This window comes from Janthinobacterium leeuwenhoeki, assembly GCF_051380795.1.
In the GTDB taxonomy this organism is placed as follows: Bacteria; Pseudomonadota; Gammaproteobacteria; order Burkholderiales; family Burkholderiaceae_D; genus Janthinobacterium.
The window spans coordinates 1-24058 of record NZ_JBNYXT010000033.1 but is presented as its reverse complement, the minus strand read 5'-3'; the positions used below and the strand labels follow the sequence as shown (position 1 = coordinate 24058).

The window sequence follows — 24058 nt, the reverse complement described above, 5'->3', positions numbered from 1 at the left end:
CGCCTCGGCGCACACGGACCGGGGCTTTCGCAAATCATTCAAAAGACGACCATGCAAACTTTGACCTTCTTGCGCGCGCTGGGCTGTGCGCTACTTTGCCAGGTAACTCTGGCCGCGCACGCCGACCCCCTCAGCTACGCGCGCTATGACCAGGTGCGCACGCGCGACCTGCAGCTGGACCTGAAAGCCGATTTCAAGCAAAAGACCCTCTCCGGCTATGCCGAGCTGTCCTTGAACTGGATCGATCCGGCGGCGCGCACCCTGGTGCTCGATACGCGCGATTTGTCGATCGCGAAGGTGCAGGTACAGGACAAGCGCGGCGCATGGCAGATGGCGCCGTACCAGCTGGACAAGGCCGATCCGGAAAAGGGCCAGGCGCTGCGCATCACCACCACCGGCCAGCCGGGCAAAGTGCGCGTCTACTATCACACGGCCCCCAACGCCATTGCGCTGCAGTGGCTCACGCCGCAGCAAACCATGTCGGGCAAGCTGCCTTTTATGTTCAGCCAGTCGCAAAGCATCAATGCCCGCTCGTGGGTGCCGTCGCAGGATACGCCGGCCGTGCGCTTTACCTATGGCGCGCGCATCGAGGCGCCAAGCGGCATGCGCGTCGTGATGAGCGCCGAGAATGACGAAAAGGCGACGGGCAAGGGCGGCTGGAAATTCAGGATGCCGGAGCCGATTCCCTCGTACCTGCTGGCGATCGCCATCGGCGAACTGGAAGTGCGCAAACTCGGCCCCCGCTCCGCCGTGTATGCCGAACCACCGCGCATCAAGGCGGCCGAATACGAGCTGGCCGACACGGAAAAGATGATACAGGCGGCCGAAGCGCTGTACGGTCCGTATGGATGGGGCCGCTACGACATGATCGTGCTGCCGCCATCGTTCCCTTACGGCGGCATGGAAAACCCGCGCCTGACCTTCCTCACGCCGACCATGATCGCGGGCGACCGCAGCCTGGTCGACCTGATCGCGCATGAACTGGCCCACTCGTGGTCGGGCAACCTGGTCACTAACGCCTCGTGGAAGCACATGTGGCTCAACGAAGGATTCACTACCTATGTCACCACGCGCATCGTCGAGCAGCTGTATGGCAGCGAAGTGGCGCAGATGGGCGTGCAGGTGGACCAGGAAGAACTGGCCGCTGCGATCCGCGAATTGCCGGCCGCGAAAACGGCGCTGATCACGCGCGATGCGGATGCCAATCCCGCTGAAACGTACACGGACGACGGCATCATCTACCCGAAAGGCGCCTGGTTCCTGGCCACCATGGAGCGCCGTGCCGGCCGTGCCGTGTTCGACCCCTTCCTGCGCGGCTGGTTCGACCAGCACGCGTTCCAGAGCGTGACGACGGAGCAGTTCATCGCCTACCTGCGCAAGAACCTGCTGGCGCAGCATCCGGACGTCATGCCGGAAGCGGAACTCGATGAATGGCTGTATGGCACGGGCGTGCCGGCCAGCGCGCAACGCGTCGTCTCGCCGCGCCTGGCGCTGCTCGACCAGCACCGCGACGCCTGGCTCAAGGGCGAGCTGGCCAGCAAGGATCTGGGCATGGACAAGTGGATCGCCATCGAATCGATGCACTTCCTGAACGACATCAACAACAAGGCCAGCGCGGCGCAATTGCGTGAGCTGGACCAGGTCTACGGCGTGGGCAAGAGCGGCAACAATGAAGTCGCTTACCGCTTCTACCTGGCATCCGTGAACGCCGGCTACGATGTGCGCCAGCCCTTGCAGGCATTCCTGATGAGCGTGGGCCGCCAGAAGTTCGTCGTGCCCCTGTACAGCGCCTTGATGAAGACGCCGCAAGGCCATGCCTGGGCCAAGGACGTGTATGCGCAGGCGCGTGAACGCTACCACCCTGTGACGCAGGAAAGCGTCGATAAATTGATGGCCGCGCAAGCGCATTGAACCTTATTTGGACATCCTGACCATGCATACCATGAACCGTCTTGCCGCCGCCATCGTGCTGGCTTTTTCCGGTATCACTGTGCCGGCGCTGGCTTTTGACGCCGCACCCGTCGTTGCCGCTGCTTTGGTCCCGGCGCCCGCCTTCGATCTTGACCGCGACGTCGCCACCGCCCTGAAAGTGTTCGACGTGCCGGGCATGGCGATCGCCATCGTCAAGGATGGCAAGGTCATTACCGCCAAGGGCTTTGGCGTACGCAAGCTGGGCGAACCGGCGACCGTCGATGCGCAGACCCTGTTCGAAGTGGCATCGAACTCGAAAGGCTTCACGGCCGCTGCGCTGGCCATGCTGGTCGACGATGGCAAGCTGGCTTGGGACGATCCCGTCACCAAGCACCTGCCCGGCTTCCAGATGCACGATTCCTACGTGACGGGCGCCATGACCGTGCGCGACCTGCTGACGCACCGCAGTGGCCTGGGCCTGGGCGCGGGCGACTTGCTGTGGTGGCCGACTACTACGTTCAGCACCGACGAGATCATCGAGAAGCTGCGCTACATCCGTCCGGCCACGAGTTTTCGCAACAGCTATGCCTACGATAGCCTGCTGTATATCGTGGCCGGCAAGATCATCGCCGACAAGGCGGGGAAAAGCTGGGGCGAGGCCATGCATGAGCGCATCCTGGCGCCGCTGGGCATGACGGGCACCACCACCAGCCTGGCCGAGAACGTTGGTAATCCCGACGTCGCCAGCGCGCACAGCAAGATTGACGGCAAGATCGCCGCCGTTAAATCCATGCCCGTGCCGAACGCCGTGGGCGCCGTCGGCATCAACACGAATGCGGAAGATATCGCCAAGTGGATGATGGTACTGCTCGACGAAGGCAAGATCGCCGGTGTGAAGGACAAGGATGGCAAGGATGCGCGCCTGTTCAGCGAAAAGCAGGGCCGCGAAATGTGGACGGCGCAAACGCCGATCAAGATTGCCGAGCCGAAGCCAGAGCTGGCCGCCACGAAACCGAACTTCAGCGCATATGGCCTGGGCTTCCAGCTGCGCGACTACAAGGGCATGAAGGTCGCCATGCACGGCGGCGCGCTGCAGGGATTTTATTCGCGCGTGGTGATGGTGCCGGAAGCCAAGCTGGGCGTGGCCATTCTCACGAATGCGGAAAATGGCGGTTCCATGACGGCGCTGCAATGGCGCATCCTCGACCATTACCTGCAGGCGGCGCCGTCGGACTGGCTGGCGCTGGTGGCCAAGGTGGAGCAGGACCAGCATGCCGAGGAAGTGAAAAAGCAGGGCAAGGCGTCGAGCGCGCGCGCGGCGAAATCGCAGCCATCGCTGCCGCTGGCGGCGTACGACGGCGAGTACGAGGATGCCTGGTATGGCAAGGTCGTGATCAAGCCGGAGGGGAAAAAGCACATCCTCAGCTTTACGCGCACGCCTGACCTGACGGGTGTGCTGGAACACTGGCAGCACGACACCTTCATCGTGCGCTGGAAAGAGCGTAATTTCAACGCCGATGCCTACGTGACGTTCTCGCTCAATCCCGATGGCAGCATCGACCGGGTAAAAATGGCGCCGGTATCGGCCGAGACGGATTTCAGCTACGACTTCCAGGATCTGAACCTGGCGCCGGTGAAACCGAAGGAAGTGAAGAAATAAGATGGTAGGTCGGGTTAGCGCGCAGCGCGTAACCCGACGCCATCACCGGCGCCAACGATGTTGTCGGATTACGCGCGGCGTTGCCGCGCTAAGCCGACCTACTTGACGAACTTCAGGGTCATGCGGTCGCTCTCGCCAATGGCCGTGTACTTGGCCCGATCGACATCCTTGTTGGCGTAGGTGGGCGGCAAGGCCCAGACGCCGCCCTGATGGTCCGCCGTGTCTTTCGGATTGGCGTTGACGTCGGACTTGGCCGCCAGCTTGAAGCCTGCGCCTTCGGCCAGCTTGATCAAATATGCTTCGTGCATGTAGCCGCTGCTGGCCGTGGCATCCTGTGCCTTGTTCGCTGGCAGGCGGTGCTCGACGACGCCGAATACGCCGCCTGGTTTCAGGCTGTCATACACTTCCTTGAACAGGGTTTTCATGCCTGCTTCGCCGATGGGTATCCAGTTGTGGATATTGCGGAAGGTGAGCACCATGTCGGCCGTGCCCTTGGGCGCGATGCGGTAAGTGGTGGGCGGCGCGAAGGCGCCGAGTTCCACCTTGCCGAAAGCGGCTGGATTGGCGTCGAGTTTTTGCTGGAAGCGCGCCGCGCCGCGGCGTGCGCCTTCGCTGGCCGATTGCGGATCGTTGCCGGCGGTGATCAGCTTGCCGTTGTCGCGCAGGTAGGGCGCCAGGATCTCCGTGTACCAGCCGCCACCAGGCGCCAGTTCGACCACCGTCATGCCCGGCTTGATGCCGAAGAACGTCAGGGTTTCATATGGGTGGCGAGCGCTGTCGCGCAGCGCGTTGGCCGGCGTGCGCGCACTGCCGGCGATGGCCGCCTTCAGGGCCGCGTCGCCCGCATCGGCGGCCAGTGCCGCACCGCTGCCGCCACAGGCCAGCATGACCGTCAGGGCCGCAGCCAGGGATACTCGCTTCATCATCATATGCTCCATGCGTGATTAGATCGGTTGGTCAATTGGTGGCGATCGCCATCAACGCCGATCATCGGCCAAGCACGCCAGGCGGTCAAGCAGATTCCGTACCCCATGCGGTGGCATATGCGGGCATGTCGCTGGTGTTGAGCGCATCGGCGATGGCCGCGCCACGGCCGTGTGTAAACGGCAGTTCGCCCGTCCACACGACGTGCGCCATGTCGCCCGCGTCGTCGAGCGGGCCGCCCTTGCGCTGCTTGACGGCGCATTCATCGAGCGCGATGCGCAGCACGGTGGTGGCCGCGTATTCCTTGGCGCTGCCGCCGCGCACCTGCGCCAGGCGTCCCGGCGCCAGCTTTTCCATCAGCGCATCCATGGCCGCATGCTGCTGGCCGATGTCGCTTACTTTTTCAAACTGCCCGTACACCATCGCCGAGCGGTAGTTCATCGTGTGATTGAAGGCGGAGCGCGCCAGCACCAGGCCGTCGAGATGGCTCACCGTCACGCACACGTCGGTGTCGTTGACGAGTTGCTTGAGCATGCGGCTGCCGTTCGAGCCATGGATGTACAGGTGGCCGTCGATGCGCCAGCAGGCGGTCGGGATGCAATGGCTGCCCTTGTCGTCGCGGAAGGCGATATGGCACAGGAAGGCGGCGTCGACGATGGCATACAGGGTGGCTTGCTCGTAGCTGGCCAGTTCGGCGACGCGGCGCACGCGGGTACGGGGACTGGGAGGCAGGGCGATAGCGGTCATGGTGGAAGTCCGGTTGGTTGAAGAAGCAGGCCGCACTATAATCGGCATCTGGCCCTGAAAAAAGATCCAGAACTGATAAATAATTTAGAGCCACAAGGAGGCGCATGGATTTTGCTTTGCTGCTCGATGCATTCGAGCGCACGCACCGCGAGCGGGGTTGGCCGCGCCAGCGCCTGCTGCATGAATGCCTGCGCGCGGCGATCCGCGGCGGGCAGCTGGCGCCCGGCACGCGGCTGGCCGCCACGCGCGTGCTGGCCGCGGAACTGGGACTGGCGCGCAATACCGTGCTGTACGCCTATGAGCAATTGGCCAGCGAAGGGTTTGTCTTGCCCGACCGGCGCGGCACCGTGGTCGCCGGCAGTGCTGGCGTGCCGATGGTATCGCCGGCGAGTGGCGGCCAGGATGGCTTGTCGCGCCGCGCCCGGCATTTGCGCGGCGTGGCAGGACAGGATGTGAATGCGGCGCTGGTGTTTCCCGCCGACGCCATGGGCGCGTTCGCGCCTGGCGTGCCGGCGCTCGACGAATTTCCGCTGGCGCAGTGGCGGCGCATGCTGGACCGCGCGTGGCGCGCGTTGACGCCGCGCCAGCTCAATTACGGCGACCCTGCCGGCGAGCCGCAGCTGCGCATGGCCATCGCCGAGCATTTGCGCGCCGCGCGCGGCGTCGTCTGCGATGCGGGCCAGGTGTTCATCACGGATGGCACGCAAAGCAGCCTTGATGTCTGCCTGCGCGCCTTTGCCGACCAGGGCGATACCTTATGGATCGAGCATCCCGGCTATGGCGGCGCGCTGGCGGCGGGCCGTGGCGCCGGCTTGCAGGTGACGGGTATTGCGGTGGACATGGATGGCATCGCGCCGACGGACGAGGACTGGCGCGAGACGCCGCCGCGCCTGATCTACACGACGCCATCGCACCAGTATCCGACGGGCAGCGTGCTCAGTCCCGCGCGCCGCATGGCGCTGCTCGAACGCGCGCGTGCCACAGGCGCCCTGATCATCGAAGACGATTATGACAGCGAATTTCGCCATGGCGGGCCACCGCTGGCGGCCATGCAGGGGCTGGTGGCGAACGCGCCCGTCGTGTACCTGGGTACCTTCAGCAAGACCATGTTTCCCGCCTTGCGCATCGCCTTTATCGTCGTGCCGGCTGCGCTGGCCGGGGCCTTCGCGCAGATGCAGGCGCAGGGCGCAGCACGGGGGCGCGTGGCGGAACAGCTGGCGCTGGCCGAGTTTCTGCGCAGCGGCCTGTTTGCGCGCCATGTGCGGCGCATGCGCCGCCTGTATTGCCAGCGCCGTGATGCCTTGAGCGAGGCATTGCAGCGCCATGCGTGTGGCGCTGCGGCCATCCATGGCGGCACGGCCGGCATGCACCTGGCGCTGCGTTTTCACGCTAGTGCATGGGATGACCTGGCTCTGAGCCGCCGCGCCGCGCAGGAGGGCATTGTGGCACTGGCGCTGTCGGCGCATGGCACGGGCGAGGGGGCGGGCTGGAACGGTTTCCTGCTCGGCTATGCGCAGGTGCCGGCCGAGAACATGGACGGCCTGGCACGCCGCCTGGGCGCGCTGCTAGCGCAAGCAGGCGCGGCTGGAAAGGTGAAGCGGGCACAATAGGGCCTTTGCCAGGCCGAGGAAGAGGACTGCCCATGATACTGAGCTGGAAAGCCCCTGTTTATTACAATGACAAACTCACCGGCTCCTACGACAAGGAACGTGGGTCGTATGAGACGGCTGGATCGAACTTCGACTACCTGGCCCTGCTGCAGGGTGCGCCTTTCCCGCCCGGCATGGACAAGCCCTTCGTGCATTTTGTCTGTCCGAGGGAACGGCTACTGAAATATGACTGCCTGTGGCTGCTCGGTGAGGTGCCGCTGGTCTCGGCCCGCCTGGCCGAGTTCCTCGCCGGCGCCGCCGGCCAGGACGTGGAATTGCTCGTCCCCGCCTGCATCATGGCGGGCGGTGAACCGGTGGAGCAGCCGTTTTACATCGTGAATGCGACGCAACACGTACAGGCCGTGGACCTCGGGCGTTCAATCGCGGAAAAGGATGACAAGGGCAACATCATCTACTTCACGAGCAGGTTTTTCCGCGCCGATGCAATGGCACCCAGGCAGATCGCCAGGGATGCGCAATCGGGCGACCTGTTGATTTCCAGCGAGCTTGCTGGCCTGATGAAGGCCGCACGCTTCAAGGGCGACAAGAAGCTGGGATTTTATCGCGCCGAAGGAAGATGGGAAGAGGTTCTTGAATGAGATCGCACGGGCACCGCGCCTGATGGGGGTTACTGTTGCTCCAGCATCCACTGCTTCAAGCCGTTGACCCAGTTCTTGGCGGGCAGGTTGAACTGCTTCTTGATGGTGGCGGCGCGTTCGTATAAATCGCTGAAATCGAGCGACGGCGATGTTTTGAAGGCCAGCACGACGATGTTTTCATCTTCCATTTCCGGCACCCAGACGACGGCGTCGAAGACCAGTTCCATCGCCTGCAAATTTTTGTCGTAGTTGGGAAAGTCGCCGAAGACATTCGTGCACATGATGCCGTCATCTGTCAGGCAGTCGAAGCAGGCTTGGTAGAACTCGGGCGTGTCCAGCACGGGGCCGCGCGCGTCCTCGTCGTACAGGTCCACTTGCAGCGCGTCGACCGTGCCATGGTTGGCAGGATCGAACACGAAGTCGAGCGCATTCATTTCACGCACATCGAGGCGTGCGTCGTTCGGCGGCAGCGCGAACTGGGCGCCGCAGATGGCGATCACGTTCGGATTGAGTTCGATGGCCGTGACCGAGGCGTCGGGGAAGCGGCGGTAGCTGAATTTGGTCAGCGCGGCGCTGCCCAGTCCCAGCTGCACGATGCGTTTGGGTTGCGTCTTGAACAGCATCCACATCATCATCATCTGCACGTATTCGAGCTCGATGGCGTCGGGCTTGTCCAGGCGCATGGCACCCTGCACCCACTTGGTACCCAGGTGCAGGTAGCGGATGCCGCGGTGTTCTGTGGTGGTGGCGGGCGGGTGGCCCGGGTGGCTGAATGCGGTATGGCTGATGGAGATAAAGTCGGTCGTCATGGCGCCAGTGTAGCAGCCGGCCGAAAAAAAAGACGCCGTAGCGTCTTTTGGGTGGTGCGCTCAAGCTTGCTTGCGGCGTCGTGCCAGGAAGCCCAGTATGCCCAGGCCGGCCAGCAACATGCCGTAGGTTTCCGGTTCAGGAACGGGGGCCAGGTTCAGGTTGAAGACGCCGCCATAGCTGCCGCCCTTGGTGTTGCCCATCACGGTGAGGACCAGCGGGCCATTGAACAGAATGCTCGTTGGCGCCAGGACTTCGCCCTGGGCATAGCCGAAGACGGTAGGCCCGCCAAAGCCCGTCAGGGCGATGCCGTTCAGGTCAGCACCGCTGAAGCTGATGGAGGAACTGTCCGAGCCCGTGACTGATAGGTTGGCCAGGAAGGCTTGCGCGGTGGAACCGAAGGTCGCATTGGGTGTGAACGTGAAGGTATCCGTGAAGTCGCCGAGCGGGCTGGGCACGGCGCTGAAGCCGCTGGTCCACAGATTGCCGGTGGTATTGACGAGGTTGACCACGTAGGCGGTGGCGTTGGCGCTACCGATGGAAGCAGCGCTGAGTACTGCCGCTGCGATGAGTGATTTTAGTTTCATGTTTATCCCCGCGAAAAAACGATTAATGTTTCAAAAAAAACCGTACCGCGTTGATAAATTATCGCCAAGACATTTCATTGTCAATCAGCTATTTTTATATCATTATGCAAACTTAAATAGCTTATTTCTAACACACGGGCATGGCGCTCGCGAAGTTGCAATATTAAAAACTCTAATTATCAATATTGCACCGAAAAATAATTGCGCAGTGTGTGATGAAAAAATCGTTACGCCAGTAACTAATTTCTGTCCAGCAAGGGAAGAATCAATGTCACCGCCAGGCCACCACCTTCGCGGTTGGCCAGCGTGATGCGCCCGCCATGCGCTTCGGCAATTTCGCGCGCCAAGGCCAGGCCAAGTCCTGTGCCGCTGCGCTTGGTGGAATAAAACGGCACCAGGGCATTTTCCAGCACGGCGCCGCTCATGCCCGGCCCCCGGTCGCGCACTTCGATGCGCAGCTGCCCATGCGCCTGGCTGACGCGCAGGCCGATATGCTCTTCCCGCGAGCCCGATTCCAGCGCATTCTTGAGCAGGTTCAGTAGCGCTTGCTGCATTTGCGCCGCATCGAACACGGCCGCCTGCGCGGGCGGTACGCAGTCGAGCGTGAAGGCCGCCTGCGAGGCCAGGCCGTCGAGAAAAGGCTGCCACTCGCACGGTGCCAGGCGCGGTGCGGGCAGCTTGGCAAAGCGCGCATAGCCGAGGATGAAGGTTTCCAGGTGGCGCGTGCGCTCCGCGATGGTGGCGAGGATTTGCGGCAGGCGTTCGGTCTGGCCGCGGCGCACCAGCTCGGCGCCGGAATGGGCCAGCGAGGCCAGGGGCGCCAATGAGTTATTGAGCTCATGGCTGATGACGCGGATGACTTTTTTCCAGGTCTGCACCTCCTGGCGCCGCAGTTCCAGGGTCAGCTGGCGCAACAGCAGCAGTTCGTGCTTGCGCCCGTTCAGGCTGAAGCTGCGCCGCGCCAGGTGATACACCTCTTCCTGCTCCCCTTCGCCGCTGGTAAACAGGCCGTCGTTGCGGCGCGCCAGCGCCTCGGCCAGGGCCGGTGCCGCTTCGCGCACGATGTCCGCCAGGTGACGTCCTTCGAGCCGGCGGCCGTGGTGCAGCAACTGGCGCGCGGCCAGGTTGGCGTACACGATGGCGCTGCCTTCGGCCACCAGCAGCATCGCCACCGGCGTGTTTTGCACCATGGTGTCGAGCAGCAGTTCACGCTGCACCAGGTCCAGGCGCTGCTTGCGCAGCACGTCGCCCAGCGCATTGTGGGCCGCCACCAGGTCGGCCAGTTCATCGTTCTGCGGCCAGCGCAAGCTGAAGCCGAAGTCGCCGTCCTGGTAGCTGGCGACCGTGCCGCTCAAGGCGCGAAACAGCGACAGCATCGCTTGCAGTTGCGCGCGGATGGTAATGATGGCCACCGGCAGTACGCACAGCAGGGTACCCGCCAGCACCAGCAGTGGCTGGCCGGGTAAAAAATGCGCAAGCAGCAGGGCGATGACGATGCCCAGCACCAGCAGGGTGACGATCAGCGCCGTCCAGCGCGTCAGCAGGGAGAGGCGCATGGGACGGTAGGCCATCAGCCGCGCGCGATGCCCAGGCGTTCCATGCGCCGGTACAGCGCCTGGCGTGACAGCCCCAGTTCCTGCGCCGCCTGCGCCACCACGCCGTGCGTGCGCGCGAGAGCCGCAGTGACGCTGTCGCGGTCCGGCTCCGTCGTGGCGGCATCCTGCGGCGCGCGCAGCGATGGTAGTGCCGCCAGTGGCAAGCCCGTTTCCTGCGCGTGGATTACCGGTCCTGCCGTCAGCAGGCTGGCGCGCTGCATGACGTTCTTCAGTTCGCGTACATTGCCCGGCCAGCCGTGGGCCAGCAGGGTGGCCTGCGCCTGCGCATCCAGCGTTTTTTCGCTGCCCAGGAAATGCCGCGCCAGTACCAGGATGTCAAGCGGGCGCTGGGCCAGCGGTGGCAGGCGCAGTTCGATCACGTTCAAGCGGTAGAACAGGTCTTCGCGAAATGTGCCAGCCTTGATCATCGCCGGCAGGTCGGCGTTGCTGGCGCTGATGACGCGCACTTTTACTTGCCGCTCGCGGTTCGAGCCGAGGCGCTCGAAGCGCCCCGTTTCCAGCACGCGCAGCAGTTTCATTTGCCCGGCCAGCGGCAGGTTGCCGATCTCGTCGAGGAACAGCGTACCGCCGTCGGCCGCGTCGAACTTGCCGTCGCGCGCGCGCGTGATGCCGGTGTAGGCGCCCGCCTCGGCGCCGAACAGTTCCGCCTCGATCAGCTCGACCGGCACGGCGCCGCAATTGAGCACGACGAAGGGACCGCTGGCGACCTGCGAATTGGCTTGCACGATGGCGGCGATGCGTTCCTTGCCGCTGCCGTTCGGCCCCGAAATGAGCACGGGCACGTCGGCGCGCGCCACCTGGCACGCCAGGTGCACTACGCGTTCCGTGGCCGGGTCTTGCCATACCATGCTGCGCAAGTCGAAGTCGTGTTCCAGCGCGTGGCGCTGGCGCTGCTCGGCCACCACGCGCTGGCGCAGCGCGCGGTTGGCCTGTCCCAGTTCCAGCAGGTTCTGCACGCTGGCGATCAGGCGCCGGTCATCCCATGGCTTGGCCAGGTAGTCGGCCGCGCCGGACTTGATCAGGTCGACGGCCGCGTCGAGCTGGGTCCATGCCGTCAGCAGGATCACGGGCAGATCCGGGTAGCGCGCGCGGATCGCGTGGAACAGCGCGCTGCCTTCTTCGCCCGAGGTGGTGTCGGCCGTGAAGTTCATGTCCTGCACCACCAGGTCGATGGCGTGGCGCTCGAGCAGGTGCAGGCCCTCCTCCGGCGAGGCGGCGCGCACGGCGTCGATCTCGTGCAGGGAAAACAGCACGTCCAGCGCGATGGCCACGGCGGCATTGTCGTCAATAATCAGTACGGTAGGCATGCGCGCAGCATATCACTCAGGTGCCGGCTCAGGTACTGCGGGTGGCAGTGGCCGGCGAAATGCTGGCCGCGCGCCATGCCGGGCCGTACACCGCGCCCACGCCCAGCAGCCAGAACACCAGCGCGCCGGCCAGCAGATAGCCGTGCGGCAGGCGCGCCATTTCCAGCTGGCTCACCAGCAGCTGGTTCAAGCCCAGGGCCAGCAGTACGCCGCAGCCCACGCCGACGCTGGTAATCATGAAATTCTCGGTCAGGAAATAGCGCAGGATGTCGATGCGGCGAGCGCCCAATGCGCGCCGCACGCCGATCTGCTTCCTGCGCTGCGTCACCCACAGACTGGCAATGCCGACGATGCCGCTGGCGGTGACCAGCAGCAGCAGGGTCGATACGGCGATCAGCATCCATGACAGGCCGCGGTCGGCCCGGTAGCGTGACGTGCGGTGCTGTTCCAGGGTATCGGTGCGGACCAGCAGGCGCTCGCTGGTGGAAGTGCGGATGGCTTGCTCGGCCTCCTGCATCAGGCGGTCGCGCTGGCCCGGCTCGGCGCGCACCGCATACAGCAGCGAATCGCGCCCGCCCGTCAGGCGCGCCGGCATCAGGATCGAGTATTCGCCTTCGGCCCTGACCTGGCCGACCTGCGTCTGCAGCCGCTCGACGACGCCGACCACGCGCAGCTCGGGATCATCGGCGCCGTTGCCCCTGTACAGTGTCTTGCCGACAAAGCTGGTTTCGCCCGGCCATATTTTTTGCGCCGCCGCGCGCGTCACGATGGCCACCTTGGGGTGGCTGTCGTCGACATCTTCATCGATCTCGGGTACCTCTTCAGGCAGGAAGTCGCGTCCTTCCACCAGCTTCAAGCCATAGGTCTTGACCAGGGCATCGGGGGTGACGTAGGTCGAGATGGTGGCGCTGGGTGTGACCTGGCTGCGTTTGGCCGACACGCTGGTGGAGTTGCCGGAGCGCGACAACACCGCTTGCGACGTTTGCGCCACCGACAGCACGCCCGGCAAGGCGCGCAGCAGGGCCGCCTGGCGCTTCTGCTCGGACAGCTGGCGCTGGTGGTTGCCGCGGTTCATGTTCTGGATATGGACATAAAAAATGTCGTTTTCAGCGGCCACGCCGGTGGGTCGCGCGGCCACGGCCTGGCGCAGGTTGACAATGTGCAGGGCGTTGGCCAGGATGGCCAGGCTGATCGCGATCTGCACGGCCACCAGGATGGCGCCGGTTTTACTGCGCATCAGCGCCGACAGGATGGGACGGATTTCCATGCTGGACCTCATAGTGTATAAGTGGATGTCATTGGGACTTGAGCTGGATCGCCGGCGTCACCTGGCAGGCGCGCCAGGTGGGCAAGAGGCCGGCCAGCAGAGCCGCCAGCACCGACATGGCAAACGTCAGCAACAGCATCGGCACATCCATGTGCGCCACGGTGCCCAGTTCCTTCGACTGCTGGCTGACCACGGCCAGCGCACCAAACGCCAGCAGCAGGCCGATCACGCCGCCGGCCAGGCCGATCACGCCCGTCTCGATCAGGAACTGGCGGAAGATGTCGCGCCGCGTGGCTCCCAGCGCGCGGCGGATGCCGACCTCGCTGGCGCGCACGGAAAACTTCGCCAGCAGCAGGCCGATGGTGTTGACCAGGCATAGCAACAGAAAGCCGAAGGCCAGCCAGGCCGCCAGTTTGTTGTCGTTGTCGACCACCTTCAGAAAAGCCATCCATTCGTTCAGGTCGTACAGCTTGTTGGGCGCATTGCGCATCATGCGTCCCAGCTTGCGCTGCTCTCCCGCATAGGCATCCAGATACTGCTGCAACTGGCCACGCTCGCCGCTGCTGGCCATCTCGAACCAGAACTGCAGCCAGGTGCAGCCGGAGCCGAGCCGGCCCTGGAAGCCGGGGGCGTTCTGCTCGCCATTGCAGCTCATGCCGCCGTCGTGCTCAGTTTCGTGGCGAATCGCGCTGGAAAACGGGATGAAGAATTCGTCTTCCGCGCCGAAAGCGCCCTTGCTGCCGATGATGCGGTGTGGGCGTGGCACCACGTCCCACGTCGCCAGCACGCCCGTCACCATGTAGGGCCGGCCCAGCACTGTGACGCGCTGGCCAACGGGGTTGTTTTTGCCCACCAGTTTTTCGGCCAGCGCACGGCTCAGGACGATCACGTCGGCGCCGCTGGCGTCATCAGCTTCGCTCCATGGCTGGCCGTACAGGAAGGGGGCGTCGAACATGCTGAAAAAATCGCGCGTGGGTGCGATGCCCTGGGAGTTGAAAGACCCGATATCCTTGCGCGCCGGCTCGACCGGGCCGGCCACGCCGTACATGACGGTGCGGCGCACGCCCACCTTGCTGGCCATGAAATTGCGCGCATCGATATAGCTCATCTGGGCTTGCGAGAAGCCCGGCTTTTCGCCGGGCACATAGCCTTTGACGGGCAGAATGTCGATCATCGGCACGAACAGGCGGTCGCTCTTGTGCGGCAGCGGATCGCCGGACATGGCGTGCAGGATGGTGACGGTGGAGACGCTGGCGGCGACGCCGACGGCCAGGGTCAGCACCATCAGCGCCGTCAGGGCGCGGTTGCGGCGCAGGCTGCGCAGGCCCAGCGTGAAATAGTAGCGGAACATGGTCTCTCCTTACGCGGTCGCGGCATGCTGCGGCTTGGCCGACAGCGAGGCGCCGTGCTGCACCAGGTCCGACACCTGGCCGTCGATGATGTGCACATTGCGCTGGCTGCGCAGCGCCAGTTCCGGATCGTGGGTGACCATCAGGATGGTAGTGCCTTGCGCATTGATTTCTTCCAGCAGCTCCATCACGCCGCGCGCCATTTGCGTGTCCAGGTTGCCCGTCGGTTCATCGGCCAGCAGCAGTTTCGGCGAGCCGGCCAGCGCGCGTGCGATCGCCACGCGCTGTTGCTGGCCGCCCGACAATTCGGCCGGATAGTGTTTCATACGCGAGGCCAGGCCGACCTTGGCCAGCGCTTCCTCGATGCGTTCGCGGCGTTCGGCGCGGTTGAAGCCCCGGTAGCGCAGCGGTACGTCGACGTTGTCGAACAGCGACAGGTCGGGGATCAGATTAAAACCCTGAAAGATGAAGCCGAGTTTTTCATTGCGCAGGCGCGAGCGGGCATTGTCGTCCATGCCCCTGACGTTGACACCGTCGAGTATGTATTCACCGTCCGTGAATTCCTCGAGCAGGCCGGCGATGTTCAGAAAGCTCGTCTTGCCCGAGCCGGACGGCCCCGTGACGGTGACGAATTCACCTTGTTGCACATGGATGTCGAAGCCCCGCAGCGCGTGTGTTTCGATCATGTGGGTGCGATAGACTTTGCTCAGGTTTTGCATGCGCAGCATGGAGGGGCCTCTTGTAGAGTGAGATAAATGAGATTCAGTTGAATTCAGTTGAGCGAGACGCGGGCGGCGTTCGCAAAGTTTTCCGTGCCGGCGACCACCACCTTGTCGCCCAGCTTCAAGCCGTCGAGGATTTCCACGGCCGTGACGCTGGTTGCGCCCAGTTTGATCGGCGTGCGGATGGCCACGCCGTCGCGCACGACGTAGGCGAAACGGCCGCCTTCGGCTTCGACGAAGGAGCCGCGTGCCAGCATCAGCACATTCGGCTTTTCATCGATCAGCAGGCGCGCCGCCACGCGCTGGTTCTGGCGCAGGCCGGCCGGCTGCACGCCATCGAAACGCACGCGCGCCAGTACCTGGTTTTTCACCACTTCGGGCGACAGCGCCGACAGCTTGCCGGTCGCCCTGATGACGCCCGTTTCGATCTCGGCGCGCATGCCCAGGCCCATGTCGGCCACATAGGTTTCAGGCACCTCGAGTTCGACTTCCAGCTGCGCCAGGTCAACCAGGGTCATCAGGGCCGTATTGGCTTGCACCACGCTGCGGTTGGCCACCGACAGGGTGCCGATAAAGCCGTTGACGGGCGCACGCACGGTCAGTTCATCGACCCTGCGCTGGGCGTTGTCACGCACCAGGCGCTGGCGTTCGAGTTCATTGCTTTTCGTTTTCAGGGCCAGGGTCACATCTTCGCTTTCCAGGCCCGCCGCTTGCGAGGCGTGCTTGCTGCGGATATCGGCCGAATTCAAGGCATCCTTGGCCTTCTGGTAATCGATTTTGGCGATGATGCCCACCTGCGCCACGCTTTCATAGCGTTCCAGCGTGCGCTGTGCGGACAGGCGTTCGATTTCAGCCGTATCGGCTTCACGGCGCGCCAGCAGCTTCTGCTTCTTGGCCAGGATCTGCTGGCGTGCCACTTCCGCCTCCAGCTGCTGCACACTCGATTGTTCGCGCTTGAGGGCGTCGGACAGGTCCGGCGACTCCAGCACGGCCAGGATATCGCCCTTTTTCACCGTGTCGCCCGCCTTCGCTTTCAGCGTGACGGTGGCCACGGTGGTCGAATACAGGGTCGGGCTGATCGAGGCGACCACGCGCCCGGTGACGGCTGCGTCGCGGATCAGGGTACCGCGCGTGACGTCGGCGATGCGCAGGCGGCTGCTGTTGACGGAATGCTCGCTGTTGCGCCAGCCGGCAACGACAGCGATCGCGGCGCCGATGACGATAACGGCGCCGGCCAGCAGCAGGGCACGTTGCCTGTGGCGCTGGCCCGGCGGGGCGGACAGTACGGCGTCTTGGGAGGAGGTATCGCGGATCATGGTCATGTCTCGTGGAGAATGACTTTTCCAATGCACGATCCGTGCCAGTATTCAAGTCGTTGATTTGAATGGAAAAATTTTTGGCGTCCGGCTGTCCGCCGTGTCCGCACTGTCCAGGCGGTGTCCGCGTGCGCGGCAGTGTCGCGGCGTGTGCGCATGGATCTTGATATTCTGGCAATCGACCTGATCTGCGGCCCATGCAGTGATGGCGCGCGGCGCCATGCTGGCCCCTTCTTTGGAGCATGATGTCGCCTTCACCCTCCCTTTTTGCCCGCCTGGGCCCCTGGCTGCGCCAGTTTGCCAGCTTGCCTGAACCGGCGGAATTCGATTACCCCTTTGCCCGCAGCGACATTGCCATGTTGCAGCAGGTCGAAGCTGGCCCGGTCCAGCTCGATGAACAGACCTGGGACGAAATGCTGCTCGATGACTACCATGCGCAACTGGCCACGCTGACCAGCATTCTTGGCCAGCAGCGATTGCATCAGCGCCTGGTCAGCGGCACGGCGGACGCCGCCTCGCGGGCGCGCATCGCGGCCTTGCTGGGCGCGCCGGCACAGCGGGCGCTGATCGAGCAAGCCATGCAGCCGCTGCGCACGGCAGACATGGAAGTGGCGGCGCTGCTGTGCGGTGCAGCGCCGCCAGCACCACCGTGGTGGAGCCGCTGGCTGCTGCTGCCGACACTGGCGCTGTTGGCGTCGCTGCTGGCCGCGTGGCTGTTTGCGCCGCTGGCATGGGCCTTCGCGGTGCCCGTCTGGCTCTTGCTGATGGCGGTGCAGATGCGTTTTTACGACCGTTGCAAACCCTGGGAGCGCAGCGTATTTACCTTGCAGCAGATACTGTTGGTGCATGGCCGCCTGGGCGCGCTCGATACGCCGTTCACGGCAGACCTGCAAGCAGATGGGCGGGCTGCCGGCGTGATCAACCGGCAGATCACGCCAGTGCGCTGGATCAAGATGATTCCCCTGCTGAGCGAATATGACGACTGGCTCATGCTGGGCAATATCCGGCGCTACTTTCACAGCCTGCGCGTGGTGCGACGCGAACGCGCCTTCTTGCGCCAGAGTTTCCTGCTGCTGGCCGACCTGGAGGCGGATCTGGCGCTGGCGCGCCACCTGCGTGGTCGCACACAGTTTTGCTGGGCGCAGCAAGCCGATGCGCGACAGTTGTCGCTCGATGCCATGGTGCATCCGCTGCTGGACGGCGCCGTGCCGCTGTCGCTGCAGCTCGATGGCCGCGGCGCCTTCATCTCGGGCCAGAATGCCATCGGCAAGAGTACCTTGCTGCGCGGCGTGGGGTTGAACCTGATCAGTGCGCGCGCCTTCGGCTTTTGCTATGCGCAGGCGGCCCAGGTGCCCATGCTGCCTCTGTATTCAAGCATGCAGAATGAAGACTCGCTCGATGGCGGCGAAAGTCTATATATCGCCGAATTGCGGCGCGCGCGCGAATTGCTGGCGCTGGCCGAGGGCGGCGCGCCGGCGCTGTTACTGATCGATGAAATCTTCCGCGGCACGAACCACCTTGAATCGGTGGCGGCCGCGGCCGCCGTGCTGCATTCCCTGGCCGCGCGCCACCTGGTGATCGTCTCATCGCACAACCTGGTGCTGGGGCCGCTGCTGGAAGACTGCCTGGCGCCGTGGTGCGTGCGCCGCGATGAAGGGGGCGCGCTGCAACTGGCGCCCGGCGTGCTGCAAGCCACGAATGGCATCGCCCTGCTGGCGCAGCGCGGTTTTGACGCCGGTATCGCGGACAAGGCCGGGCGCGTCTTCGAGTGGCTCAGCACGCACATGGCGCAACCGGCCGATTGCGGCGGCGTGCTCGAACGGGCCTGATTGCCGCGCGCTACTTTTCCTGCTTTTCCGGCGTGCTCTTGTCGATCACTTCGCGGCAATCGCCGCGGATGATGGCGTTGTCGTAGTTGGTCCAGCCGTAGCTGTCGACGTAGCGCTTGTGCTGCTTGAAGCGGGGGCTGGCGATGCTCCATTCGGGCTGTTCGCCAGCAAAGCGGATGTCGCCCAGGTCGAGCAGGGTGTGGAACATGTTTTCCGTCGACAGGCGCGCTTTTTGATGGCGTTGCAACTGCGTTACCTTCTCCGGATAGTGCCGCTGGAATTGCGGCGAGTACCAGACGAAGGCGGGCACGTGGAATTCGAACTGCGTGTTGTGGCCGTGAAAGGCCAGGCGGCAGGTGCCGTCGTACAGGGTCTGGCCGTGATCGGCTACGTAGACGAGCGAGCTGCGCAGGGCGGTGCGCTGGCCATCGTCCTTCAGCATGCCGATCACGTTCGACAGGAACCAGTCCGTGTACAGGATGGAACTGTCGTAGCTGTTGTTCAGCTGCGGCTTGATGGCCGTGTCCGTGTAGACGGGCTTGTCGACACCGAACAGCGATGGCTGCCATTTGTCGAAGGACTTCGGATAGCGCTGGCTGTAGTTCCAGTGGCTGCCCAGCGTGTGCAGCACGATGAGTTTTTTCGGTGTCGGGTCGGCCAGCGCATTCTTGAACGGATCGAACAGGATCTGGTCGAAGTTTGAATTGTTGGTAAAGCCGCCCAGGTTCAAAAATTGCACCACGTCCGCTTCCTTGGCAAATACGGAGACGGGCGTGTCGAACTGGCCGAACGAAATCTGGTTCGACAGCCAGTAGGTCTTGAAGCCCGCTTCCTTGTAGGCAGTCAGGAAGGATTTTTCCGAGAAGCCATCCTTGAGGCTTTGCGTGGCCGGCTTGCGCGAGATGATGACGGGCACGGACAGGCGCGTGGCGGAAACGGCCGTGATGACGTCGGCCAGCGGCACCAGGTTGGCTTCCTGCTTCAGCAGGGGATTGGTGTCGCGTTCATAGCCGTTCAGGCTCCAGCGGTCGTAGCGCGACGATTCGCCGATCACCATGACCACCACTTCCGGATTGGGATCGGGCTGTTGCTGGTGCGCGCCGAAACGGAAGCTGCTGCTTTTCTGCCCCAGCTCGGCCAGGTATTTACGTTCCTTGTAGAAATCGAAGCCGCGCGCGGCCAGGCCGAAGGGCCAGGAATTGCTGACGGTGTCGAAGGCGTAGGGCAGGCGCGCCCAGTGGGGCAGGCTGGGCCAGCCCAGGCCCGTTTCATCGGCGCCGGCGATGCTGGCGTTCTCCGGCTTGCTGCTTTCTTCGTCTTCTTCGGCCGTTTCGTCTTCGGCCGAACTGGCGTCGCCGAAGCCGGAAGCGCCCGCCTTGCCGCTGGCCGCCGGCCCGCTGGCCTTGGCCGATGCGGGAGCGCTATGCAGAACCTTGGCGTCGAAACCGAATTCATAGCCATAGCACCAGAGGCCGCCCAGCAGGATCAGGAATATGAAGGCGGCCGGGCGCGTCTTGCCGCGCCAGTCGAGGTCGCGCGTGCGTGTGGCAGCCAACCAGCCGAGCACGCACCAGGCAATCACGCCCAGCATGACGGCGCCCATCAGCCACACTTTTTGCCCGAGGAATTCCATCGCTTCCTTGGGGCTGGTTTCAAAGATGATGCCCAGGTGGTGCGTGGAAATGCCCTGACCATAGAAAATGAACAGATAGATTTCCGTCGGCAGGGCCAGGAAGGCGGGCACCAGCAGCCAGTGGAAGTATGCGGGGCGCTTGAACACGCTCCAGACGGCCAGCCAGGCCAGCAACTCGAAGCTGAGCATCTGCCAGGGATGCTCGGGGGCGCGCCCCAGCAGCGCCGGGATGAATGGCACGGCCGTCAGCAAGGCATACGTCAGGAGCAGGAACAGAGAGGCAGGGCGAAGCAAGGAGCGCATAAAGGAGGGCAGCGAAAAATGTCCGCTATTATCAATCCTTTTGTTGTCTTGCGGTCATACAAGAATGCACGCGTCCGATGCTTGGTCGCAGAGAAAGAATATCAAATAATTAATTGCCATGAGGTGCTGGCGTCCATGCGCTGGGGCCAAAAATTAGTGAAAATACCACAAAAATGCGCCTTTTTTGCCTTTTTTTATAGCAAAAAGCGGTAAACTGATTGACCCCCTGTAGCACAAGGTCTAGACTAGCGAGTTCTCGATTTTATTCTGCTCATCGTTTACGTATTGCTTGGCATTTCATGGCCGCTCCTTATCGAGTGGCTGCGGGCGCCTCCGGTGCGCAGTAGATGAAAGCGGGACGAGGTTTTAGTCGCCGGGCATCTTGCCCGGGTTATTAATCGTAGTTTTTTGTTGGATTTATAACGATGCCAACCATCAATCAATTGATTCGCAATCCACGCGTCGCTTTGACCGTGAAGAGCAAATCGCCGGCGCTGGAAAACAGCCCGCAAAAACGTGGCGTCTGCACACGTGTTTACACCACGACTCCAAAGAAGCCTAACTCGGCTCTGCGTAAAGTCGCTAAAGTTCGTCTGACCAATGGTTTCGAAGTCATTTCGTACATTGGCGGTGAAGGCCATAACCTGCAAGAGCATAGTGTTGTGCTGTTGCGCGGCGGCCGCGTCAAGGATTTGCCGGGTGTGCGTTACCACATGGTTCGCGGTGCCCTGGATACCCAAGGCGTTAAAGACCGTAAGCAATCGCGTTCGAAGTACGGTACCAAGCGCGCTAAAGCAGGCAAGAAGTAATAAGTTGTACGCAGCAAACCCAAGTTTCGCTCAGTGGCAACTAGCTAAGTGAATGTAGTCGACCGCATCTGGTCGAGTAAGTGGAAGACTATGATGGTCGTCCGCGAGTGTGCGAAGAACGCGCGCTCAACTGAAGATTGAAAGGAATTGATATGCCACGTCGTCGTGAAGTACCCAAGCGCGAAATTTTGCCAGATCCAAAATTCGGCAACACTGATGTCGCTAAATTTGTAAACGTGCTGATGCTGTCCGGTAAGAAATCGGTTGCAGAAAACATCATCTACGGTGCTTTCGAGCACATCGCAGCAAAATCGGGCAAAGATCCGCTCGAAGTTTTTGCTACCGCAATCAACAACGCTAAGCCGTTGGTTGAGGTGAAATCCCGTCGCGTCGGTGGTGCAAACTACCAGGTGCCGGTCGAAGTTCGCCCAGTCCGTCGTATGGCTCTGTCCATGCGTTGGTTGCGTGAAGCTGCTAACAAGCGCAGCGAAAAATCGATGCCACAACGCCTCGGCGGTGAGCTGATGGAAGCGGCTGAAAGCCGCGGCGGCGCGATGAAAAAACGCGACGAAGTCCATCGTATGGCTGAAGCGAACAAAGCGTTCTCGCATTTCCGCTTCTAATATAAAGCCAGCTACCGCAAGGCGGCTGTCAAGCATCTGTTGTTCGAGGCCGGGCTCATTTTTGCAAAAAAATGCTGCTCGGTTTTGTCCATTCATTTAGGATTAATTATGGCCCGCAAGACCCCCATTGAGCGCTACCGCAATATCGGTATCTCCGCTCACATCGATGCAGGTAAGACGACCACCACCGAGCGCGTTCTGTTCTACACCGGCGTGAACCACAAGCTGGGCGAAGTCCATGATGGCGCTGCCACCACCGACTGGATGGCGCAAGAGCAAGAGCGCGGCATCACGATTACCTCGGCTGCTGTTACGTGCTTCTGGAAAGGCATGGCAAACAACTTCCCAGCGCATCACATCAACATCATCGACACCCCAGGCCACGTTGACTTCACCATTGAAGTAGAACGTTCGATGCGCGTGTTGGATGGCGCCTGCATGGTTTACTGTGCAGTCGGCGGCGTGCAGCCACAATCGGAAACGGTTTGGCGTCAGGCTAACAAGTACAAAGTGCCACGTCTGGCCTTCGTGAACAAGATGGACCGTACCGGCGCCAACTTCTTCAAGGTCTACGATCAGATGCGTTCGCGTCTGAAGGCCAACCCAGTGCCTATCCAGATGCCTATCGGCGCTGAAGACCTCTTTACCGGTGTTATCGATCTGGTCAAGATGAAAGCGGTCATCTGGGATGACGCTTCGCAAGGCATGAAGTTTGAATACGGCGAAATTCCAGCGAATCTGGCTGCTGAAGCTGCCAAGTGGCGCGAAAACATGGTTGAGGCCGCTGCTGAAGCGTCCGAAGAACTGATGAACAAGTACCTGGAAGAAGGCGACCTGTCGGAAGCCGAGATCAAGGCTGCTCTGCGTCAGCGTACCATCGCCAGCGAAATCGTTCCAATGCTGTGCGGTACCGCCTTTAAAAACAAGGGCGTACAAGCCATGTTGGACGCGGTCATCGAGTACCTGCCATCGCCAATCGACATTCCACCTGTCCCAGGTCTGGACGAGGACGAGCAGCCAGTCGAGCGCGCCGCTGACGACAATGAGAAATTCTCGGCATTGGCGTTCAAGATCGCAACCGATCCGTTCGTCGGTCAGTTGTGCTTCATCCGTTGCTACTCGGGTACCCTGAATTCGGGCGACTCGGTGTTGAACTCCGTGAAGCAGAAGAGAGAGCGTATCGGCCGTATCGTGCAGATGCAAGCGAACGAACGCGAAGAAATCAAGGAAATGCGCGCTGGCGACATCGCCGCCGTCGTGGGTCTGAAAGACACCACCACGGGCGATACGCTTTGCGACGAGAAGGCAAGCGTCGTTCTGGAGCGCATGGTCTTCCCTGAGCCGGTGATTTCGCAGGCAGTCGAGCCAAAAACCAAGGCCGACCAGGAAAAAATGGGCCTGGCGCTGAACCGCCTGGCAGCAGAAGATCCATCGTTCCGCGTGCGTACCGATGAAGAATCGGGCCAGACCATCATCGCCGGTATGGGCGAGTTGCATCTGGACATTATCGTTGACCGCATGAAGCGCGAATTCAACGTTGAAGCGACCGTCGGCAAGCCACAAGTGGCTTACCGCGAAACGATCCGTAAAGTGTGCGAAGAGTCGGAAGGCAAATTCGTCAAGCAATCGGGTGGTCGTGGTCAATACGGTCACGTGGTTCTGAAGATCGAACCGCAAGAACCGGGCAAGGGCTTCGAATTCGTTGACGCGATCAAGGGCGGTACCGTTCCTCGCGAATACATCCCTGCAGTTGAAAAAGGTGTGCGCGACACGCTGACTTCGGGCGTGATGGCTGGTTACCCAGTTGTTGACGTTAAAGTCACGCTGTTCTTCGGTTCGTACCATGATGTTGACTCGAACGAAAATGCATTCCGCATGGCCGCTTCGATGGCATTTAAAGATGGCTGCCGCAAAGCATCGCCAGTCATCCTGGAGCCGATGATGGCCGTGGAAGTGGAAACACCGGAAGACTACGCCGGTACCGTGATGGGCGATCTGTCGTCGCGTCGCGGCATGGTGCAAGGCATGGATGAAATTGCTGGCGGTGGCGGCAAGATCATCAAGGCCGAAGTGCCTCTGTCGGAAATGTTCGGTTACGCCACATCGTTGCGTTCGTCGACCCAAGGTCGTGCGACTTACACGATGGAATTCAAGCACTATGCTGAAGCACCTAAGCATGTGACTGAAGCAATTGTAAGCTCGAAAGCTAAGTAATAGAAGTTCCGGGCCGGCTTTCACGAGAATGCCGGTCCCTACATTTAAATCATTGTTCTAAGGAAGAATAAAATGGCAAAAGGTAAATTCGAACGGACCAAGCCGCACGTCAACGTCGGCACCATCGGCCACGTCGACCACGGTAAAACCACGCTGACCGCTGCAATCGCAACGGTTCTGTCGAAG

The 24058-nt window shown here is 62.3% G+C and carries 20 protein-coding genes; 9 read left to right on the top strand and 11 right to left on the bottom strand.

The genetic code is table 11. The annotated features are described in order from the left end of the window. Nucleotides 1-51: 51 nt before the first annotated feature. Together ACQ4WS_RS20800 and ACQ4WS_RS20795 are read left to right on the top strand one after the other, a co-directional pair. Nucleotides 52-1911 (top strand): M1 family metallopeptidase, encoded by a 1860-nt coding sequence (locus ACQ4WS_RS20800; RefSeq protein WP_436478930.1) that lies wholly within the window; start codon nucleotides 52-54, stop codon nucleotides 1909-1911. Nucleotides 1912-1933: 22 nt separating this feature from the next. Continuing rightward, a complete protein-coding gene (locus tag ACQ4WS_RS20795; RefSeq protein WP_436478929.1) occupies nucleotides 1934-3571 on the top strand; it encodes a serine hydrolase in 1638 nt (545 codons plus the stop codon). 98 nt (nucleotides 3572-3669) lie between these two features. On the opposite strand, the gene ACQ4WS_RS20790 is transcribed toward ACQ4WS_RS20795, so the two are convergent. Together ACQ4WS_RS20790 and ACQ4WS_RS20785 are read right to left on the bottom strand one after the other, a co-directional pair. Beyond that, nucleotides 3670-4497, bottom strand: a complete 828-nt coding sequence (locus ACQ4WS_RS20790; protein WP_436478943.1) for a class I SAM-dependent methyltransferase — start codon at nucleotides 4495-4497, stop codon at nucleotides 3670-3672. Nucleotides 4498-4582: 85 nt separating this feature from the next. Further along, nucleotides 4583-5242 carry a pyridoxamine 5'-phosphate oxidase family protein gene (locus ACQ4WS_RS20785; protein ID WP_436478928.1) on the bottom strand — a complete coding sequence of 220 codons (660 nt, stop codon included), beginning with the start codon at nucleotides 5240-5242 and terminating at the stop codon, nucleotides 4583-4585. A 104-nt stretch (nucleotides 5243-5346) separates the two neighbouring features. On the opposite strand from ACQ4WS_RS20785, the gene pdxR reads away from it, so the two are divergent. Together pdxR and ACQ4WS_RS20775 are read left to right on the top strand one after the other, a co-directional pair. Next, a complete protein-coding gene (gene pdxR / locus ACQ4WS_RS20780; RefSeq protein WP_436478927.1) occupies nucleotides 5347-6852 on the top strand; it encodes a MocR-like pyridoxine biosynthesis transcription factor PdxR in 1506 nt (501 codons plus the stop codon). A 32-nt stretch (nucleotides 6853-6884) separates the two neighbouring features. Then, the gene (locus ACQ4WS_RS20775) at nucleotides 6885-7490 is read left to right on the top strand and encodes a hypothetical protein (protein WP_436478926.1); all 606 of its coding nucleotides are present in this window, start codon (nucleotides 6885-6887) and stop codon (nucleotides 7488-7490) included. Between the two features lie 29 nt (nucleotides 7491-7519). On the opposite strand, the gene ACQ4WS_RS20770 is transcribed toward ACQ4WS_RS20775, so the two are convergent. From ACQ4WS_RS20770 to ACQ4WS_RS20735, 8 genes are all read right to left on the bottom strand, one after another. Then, nucleotides 7520-8299 carry a spermine/spermidine synthase domain-containing protein gene (locus ACQ4WS_RS20770; protein WP_436478925.1) on the bottom strand — a complete coding sequence of 260 codons (780 nt, stop codon included), beginning with the start codon at nucleotides 8297-8299 and terminating at the stop codon, nucleotides 7520-7522. 60 nt (nucleotides 8300-8359) lie between these two features. Then, on the bottom strand, nucleotides 8360-8884 hold the full coding sequence (locus tag ACQ4WS_RS20765) for an FxDxF family PEP-CTERM protein (protein ID WP_436478924.1): 525 nt from the start codon (nucleotides 8882-8884) through the stop codon (nucleotides 8360-8362). Between the two features lie 239 nt (nucleotides 8885-9123). After that, nucleotides 9124-10455: a sensor histidine kinase gene (locus ACQ4WS_RS20760; protein ID WP_436478923.1), complete on the bottom strand. Its 1332-nt coding sequence runs from the start codon at nucleotides 10453-10455 to the stop codon at nucleotides 9124-9126. Beyond that, nucleotides 10455-11807 (bottom strand): sigma-54-dependent transcriptional regulator, encoded by a 1353-nt coding sequence (locus ACQ4WS_RS20755; RefSeq protein WP_436478922.1) that lies wholly within the window; start codon nucleotides 11805-11807, stop codon nucleotides 10455-10457. The genes ACQ4WS_RS20760 and ACQ4WS_RS20755 overlap by 1 nt, the downstream gene beginning before the upstream one ends. A 28-nt stretch (nucleotides 11808-11835) precedes the next feature. Next, entirely contained in the window at nucleotides 11836-13074 is a 1239-nt protein-coding gene (locus ACQ4WS_RS20750; protein WP_436478921.1) for an ABC transporter permease, read from the bottom strand. 28 nt (nucleotides 13075-13102) lie between these two features. Beyond that, entirely contained in the window at nucleotides 13103-14425 is a 1323-nt protein-coding gene (locus ACQ4WS_RS20745) for an ABC transporter permease (RefSeq protein WP_436478920.1), read from the bottom strand. Nucleotides 14426-14434: 9 nt separating this feature from the next. Then, nucleotides 14435-15151, bottom strand: a complete 717-nt coding sequence (locus tag ACQ4WS_RS20740) for an ABC transporter ATP-binding protein (RefSeq protein ID WP_436478919.1) — start codon at nucleotides 15149-15151, stop codon at nucleotides 14435-14437. A 44-nt stretch (nucleotides 15152-15195) separates the two neighbouring features. After that, nucleotides 15196-16461 carry an efflux RND transporter periplasmic adaptor subunit gene (locus ACQ4WS_RS20735; protein WP_436478918.1) on the bottom strand — a complete coding sequence of 422 codons (1266 nt, stop codon included), beginning with the start codon at nucleotides 16459-16461 and terminating at the stop codon, nucleotides 15196-15198. Nucleotides 16462-16703: 242 nt separating this feature from the next. On the opposite strand from ACQ4WS_RS20735, the gene ACQ4WS_RS20730 reads away from it, so the two are divergent. Further along, entirely contained in the window at nucleotides 16704-18290 is a 1587-nt protein-coding gene (locus tag ACQ4WS_RS20730) for a MutS-related protein (RefSeq protein WP_436478917.1), read from the top strand. A gap of 10 nt (nucleotides 18291-18300) precedes the next feature. On the opposite strand, the gene ACQ4WS_RS20725 is transcribed toward ACQ4WS_RS20730, so the two are convergent. Then, nucleotides 18301-20226, bottom strand: a complete 1926-nt coding sequence (locus tag ACQ4WS_RS20725) for a phosphoethanolamine transferase (protein ID WP_436478916.1) — start codon at nucleotides 20224-20226, stop codon at nucleotides 18301-18303. Nucleotides 20227-20651: 425 nt separating this feature from the next. On the opposite strand from ACQ4WS_RS20725, the gene rpsL reads away from it, so the two are divergent. The 4 genes from rpsL to ACQ4WS_RS20705 form a co-directional block, all read left to right on the top strand. Then, complete coding sequence (gene rpsL / locus ACQ4WS_RS20720; RefSeq protein WP_010394376.1) at nucleotides 20652-21035, top strand: 30S ribosomal protein S12; 384 nt, start codon at nucleotides 20652-20654, stop codon at nucleotides 21033-21035. Between the two features lie 152 nt (nucleotides 21036-21187). Further along, the gene (rpsG, locus tag ACQ4WS_RS20715) at nucleotides 21188-21658 is read left to right on the top strand and encodes a 30S ribosomal protein S7 (RefSeq protein ID WP_010394377.1); all 471 of its coding nucleotides are present in this window, start codon (nucleotides 21188-21190) and stop codon (nucleotides 21656-21658) included. A gap of 108 nt (nucleotides 21659-21766) precedes the next feature. After that, nucleotides 21767-23872, top strand: coding sequence for an elongation factor G (gene fusA, locus ACQ4WS_RS20710; RefSeq protein ID WP_436478915.1), 2106 nt, complete (start codon nucleotides 21767-21769; stop codon nucleotides 23870-23872). Between the two features lie 72 nt (nucleotides 23873-23944). Continuing rightward, nucleotides 23945-24058: GTP-binding protein (locus tag ACQ4WS_RS20705; RefSeq protein WP_204317187.1), on the top strand; the 114-nt coding region annotated here is incomplete at its 3' end.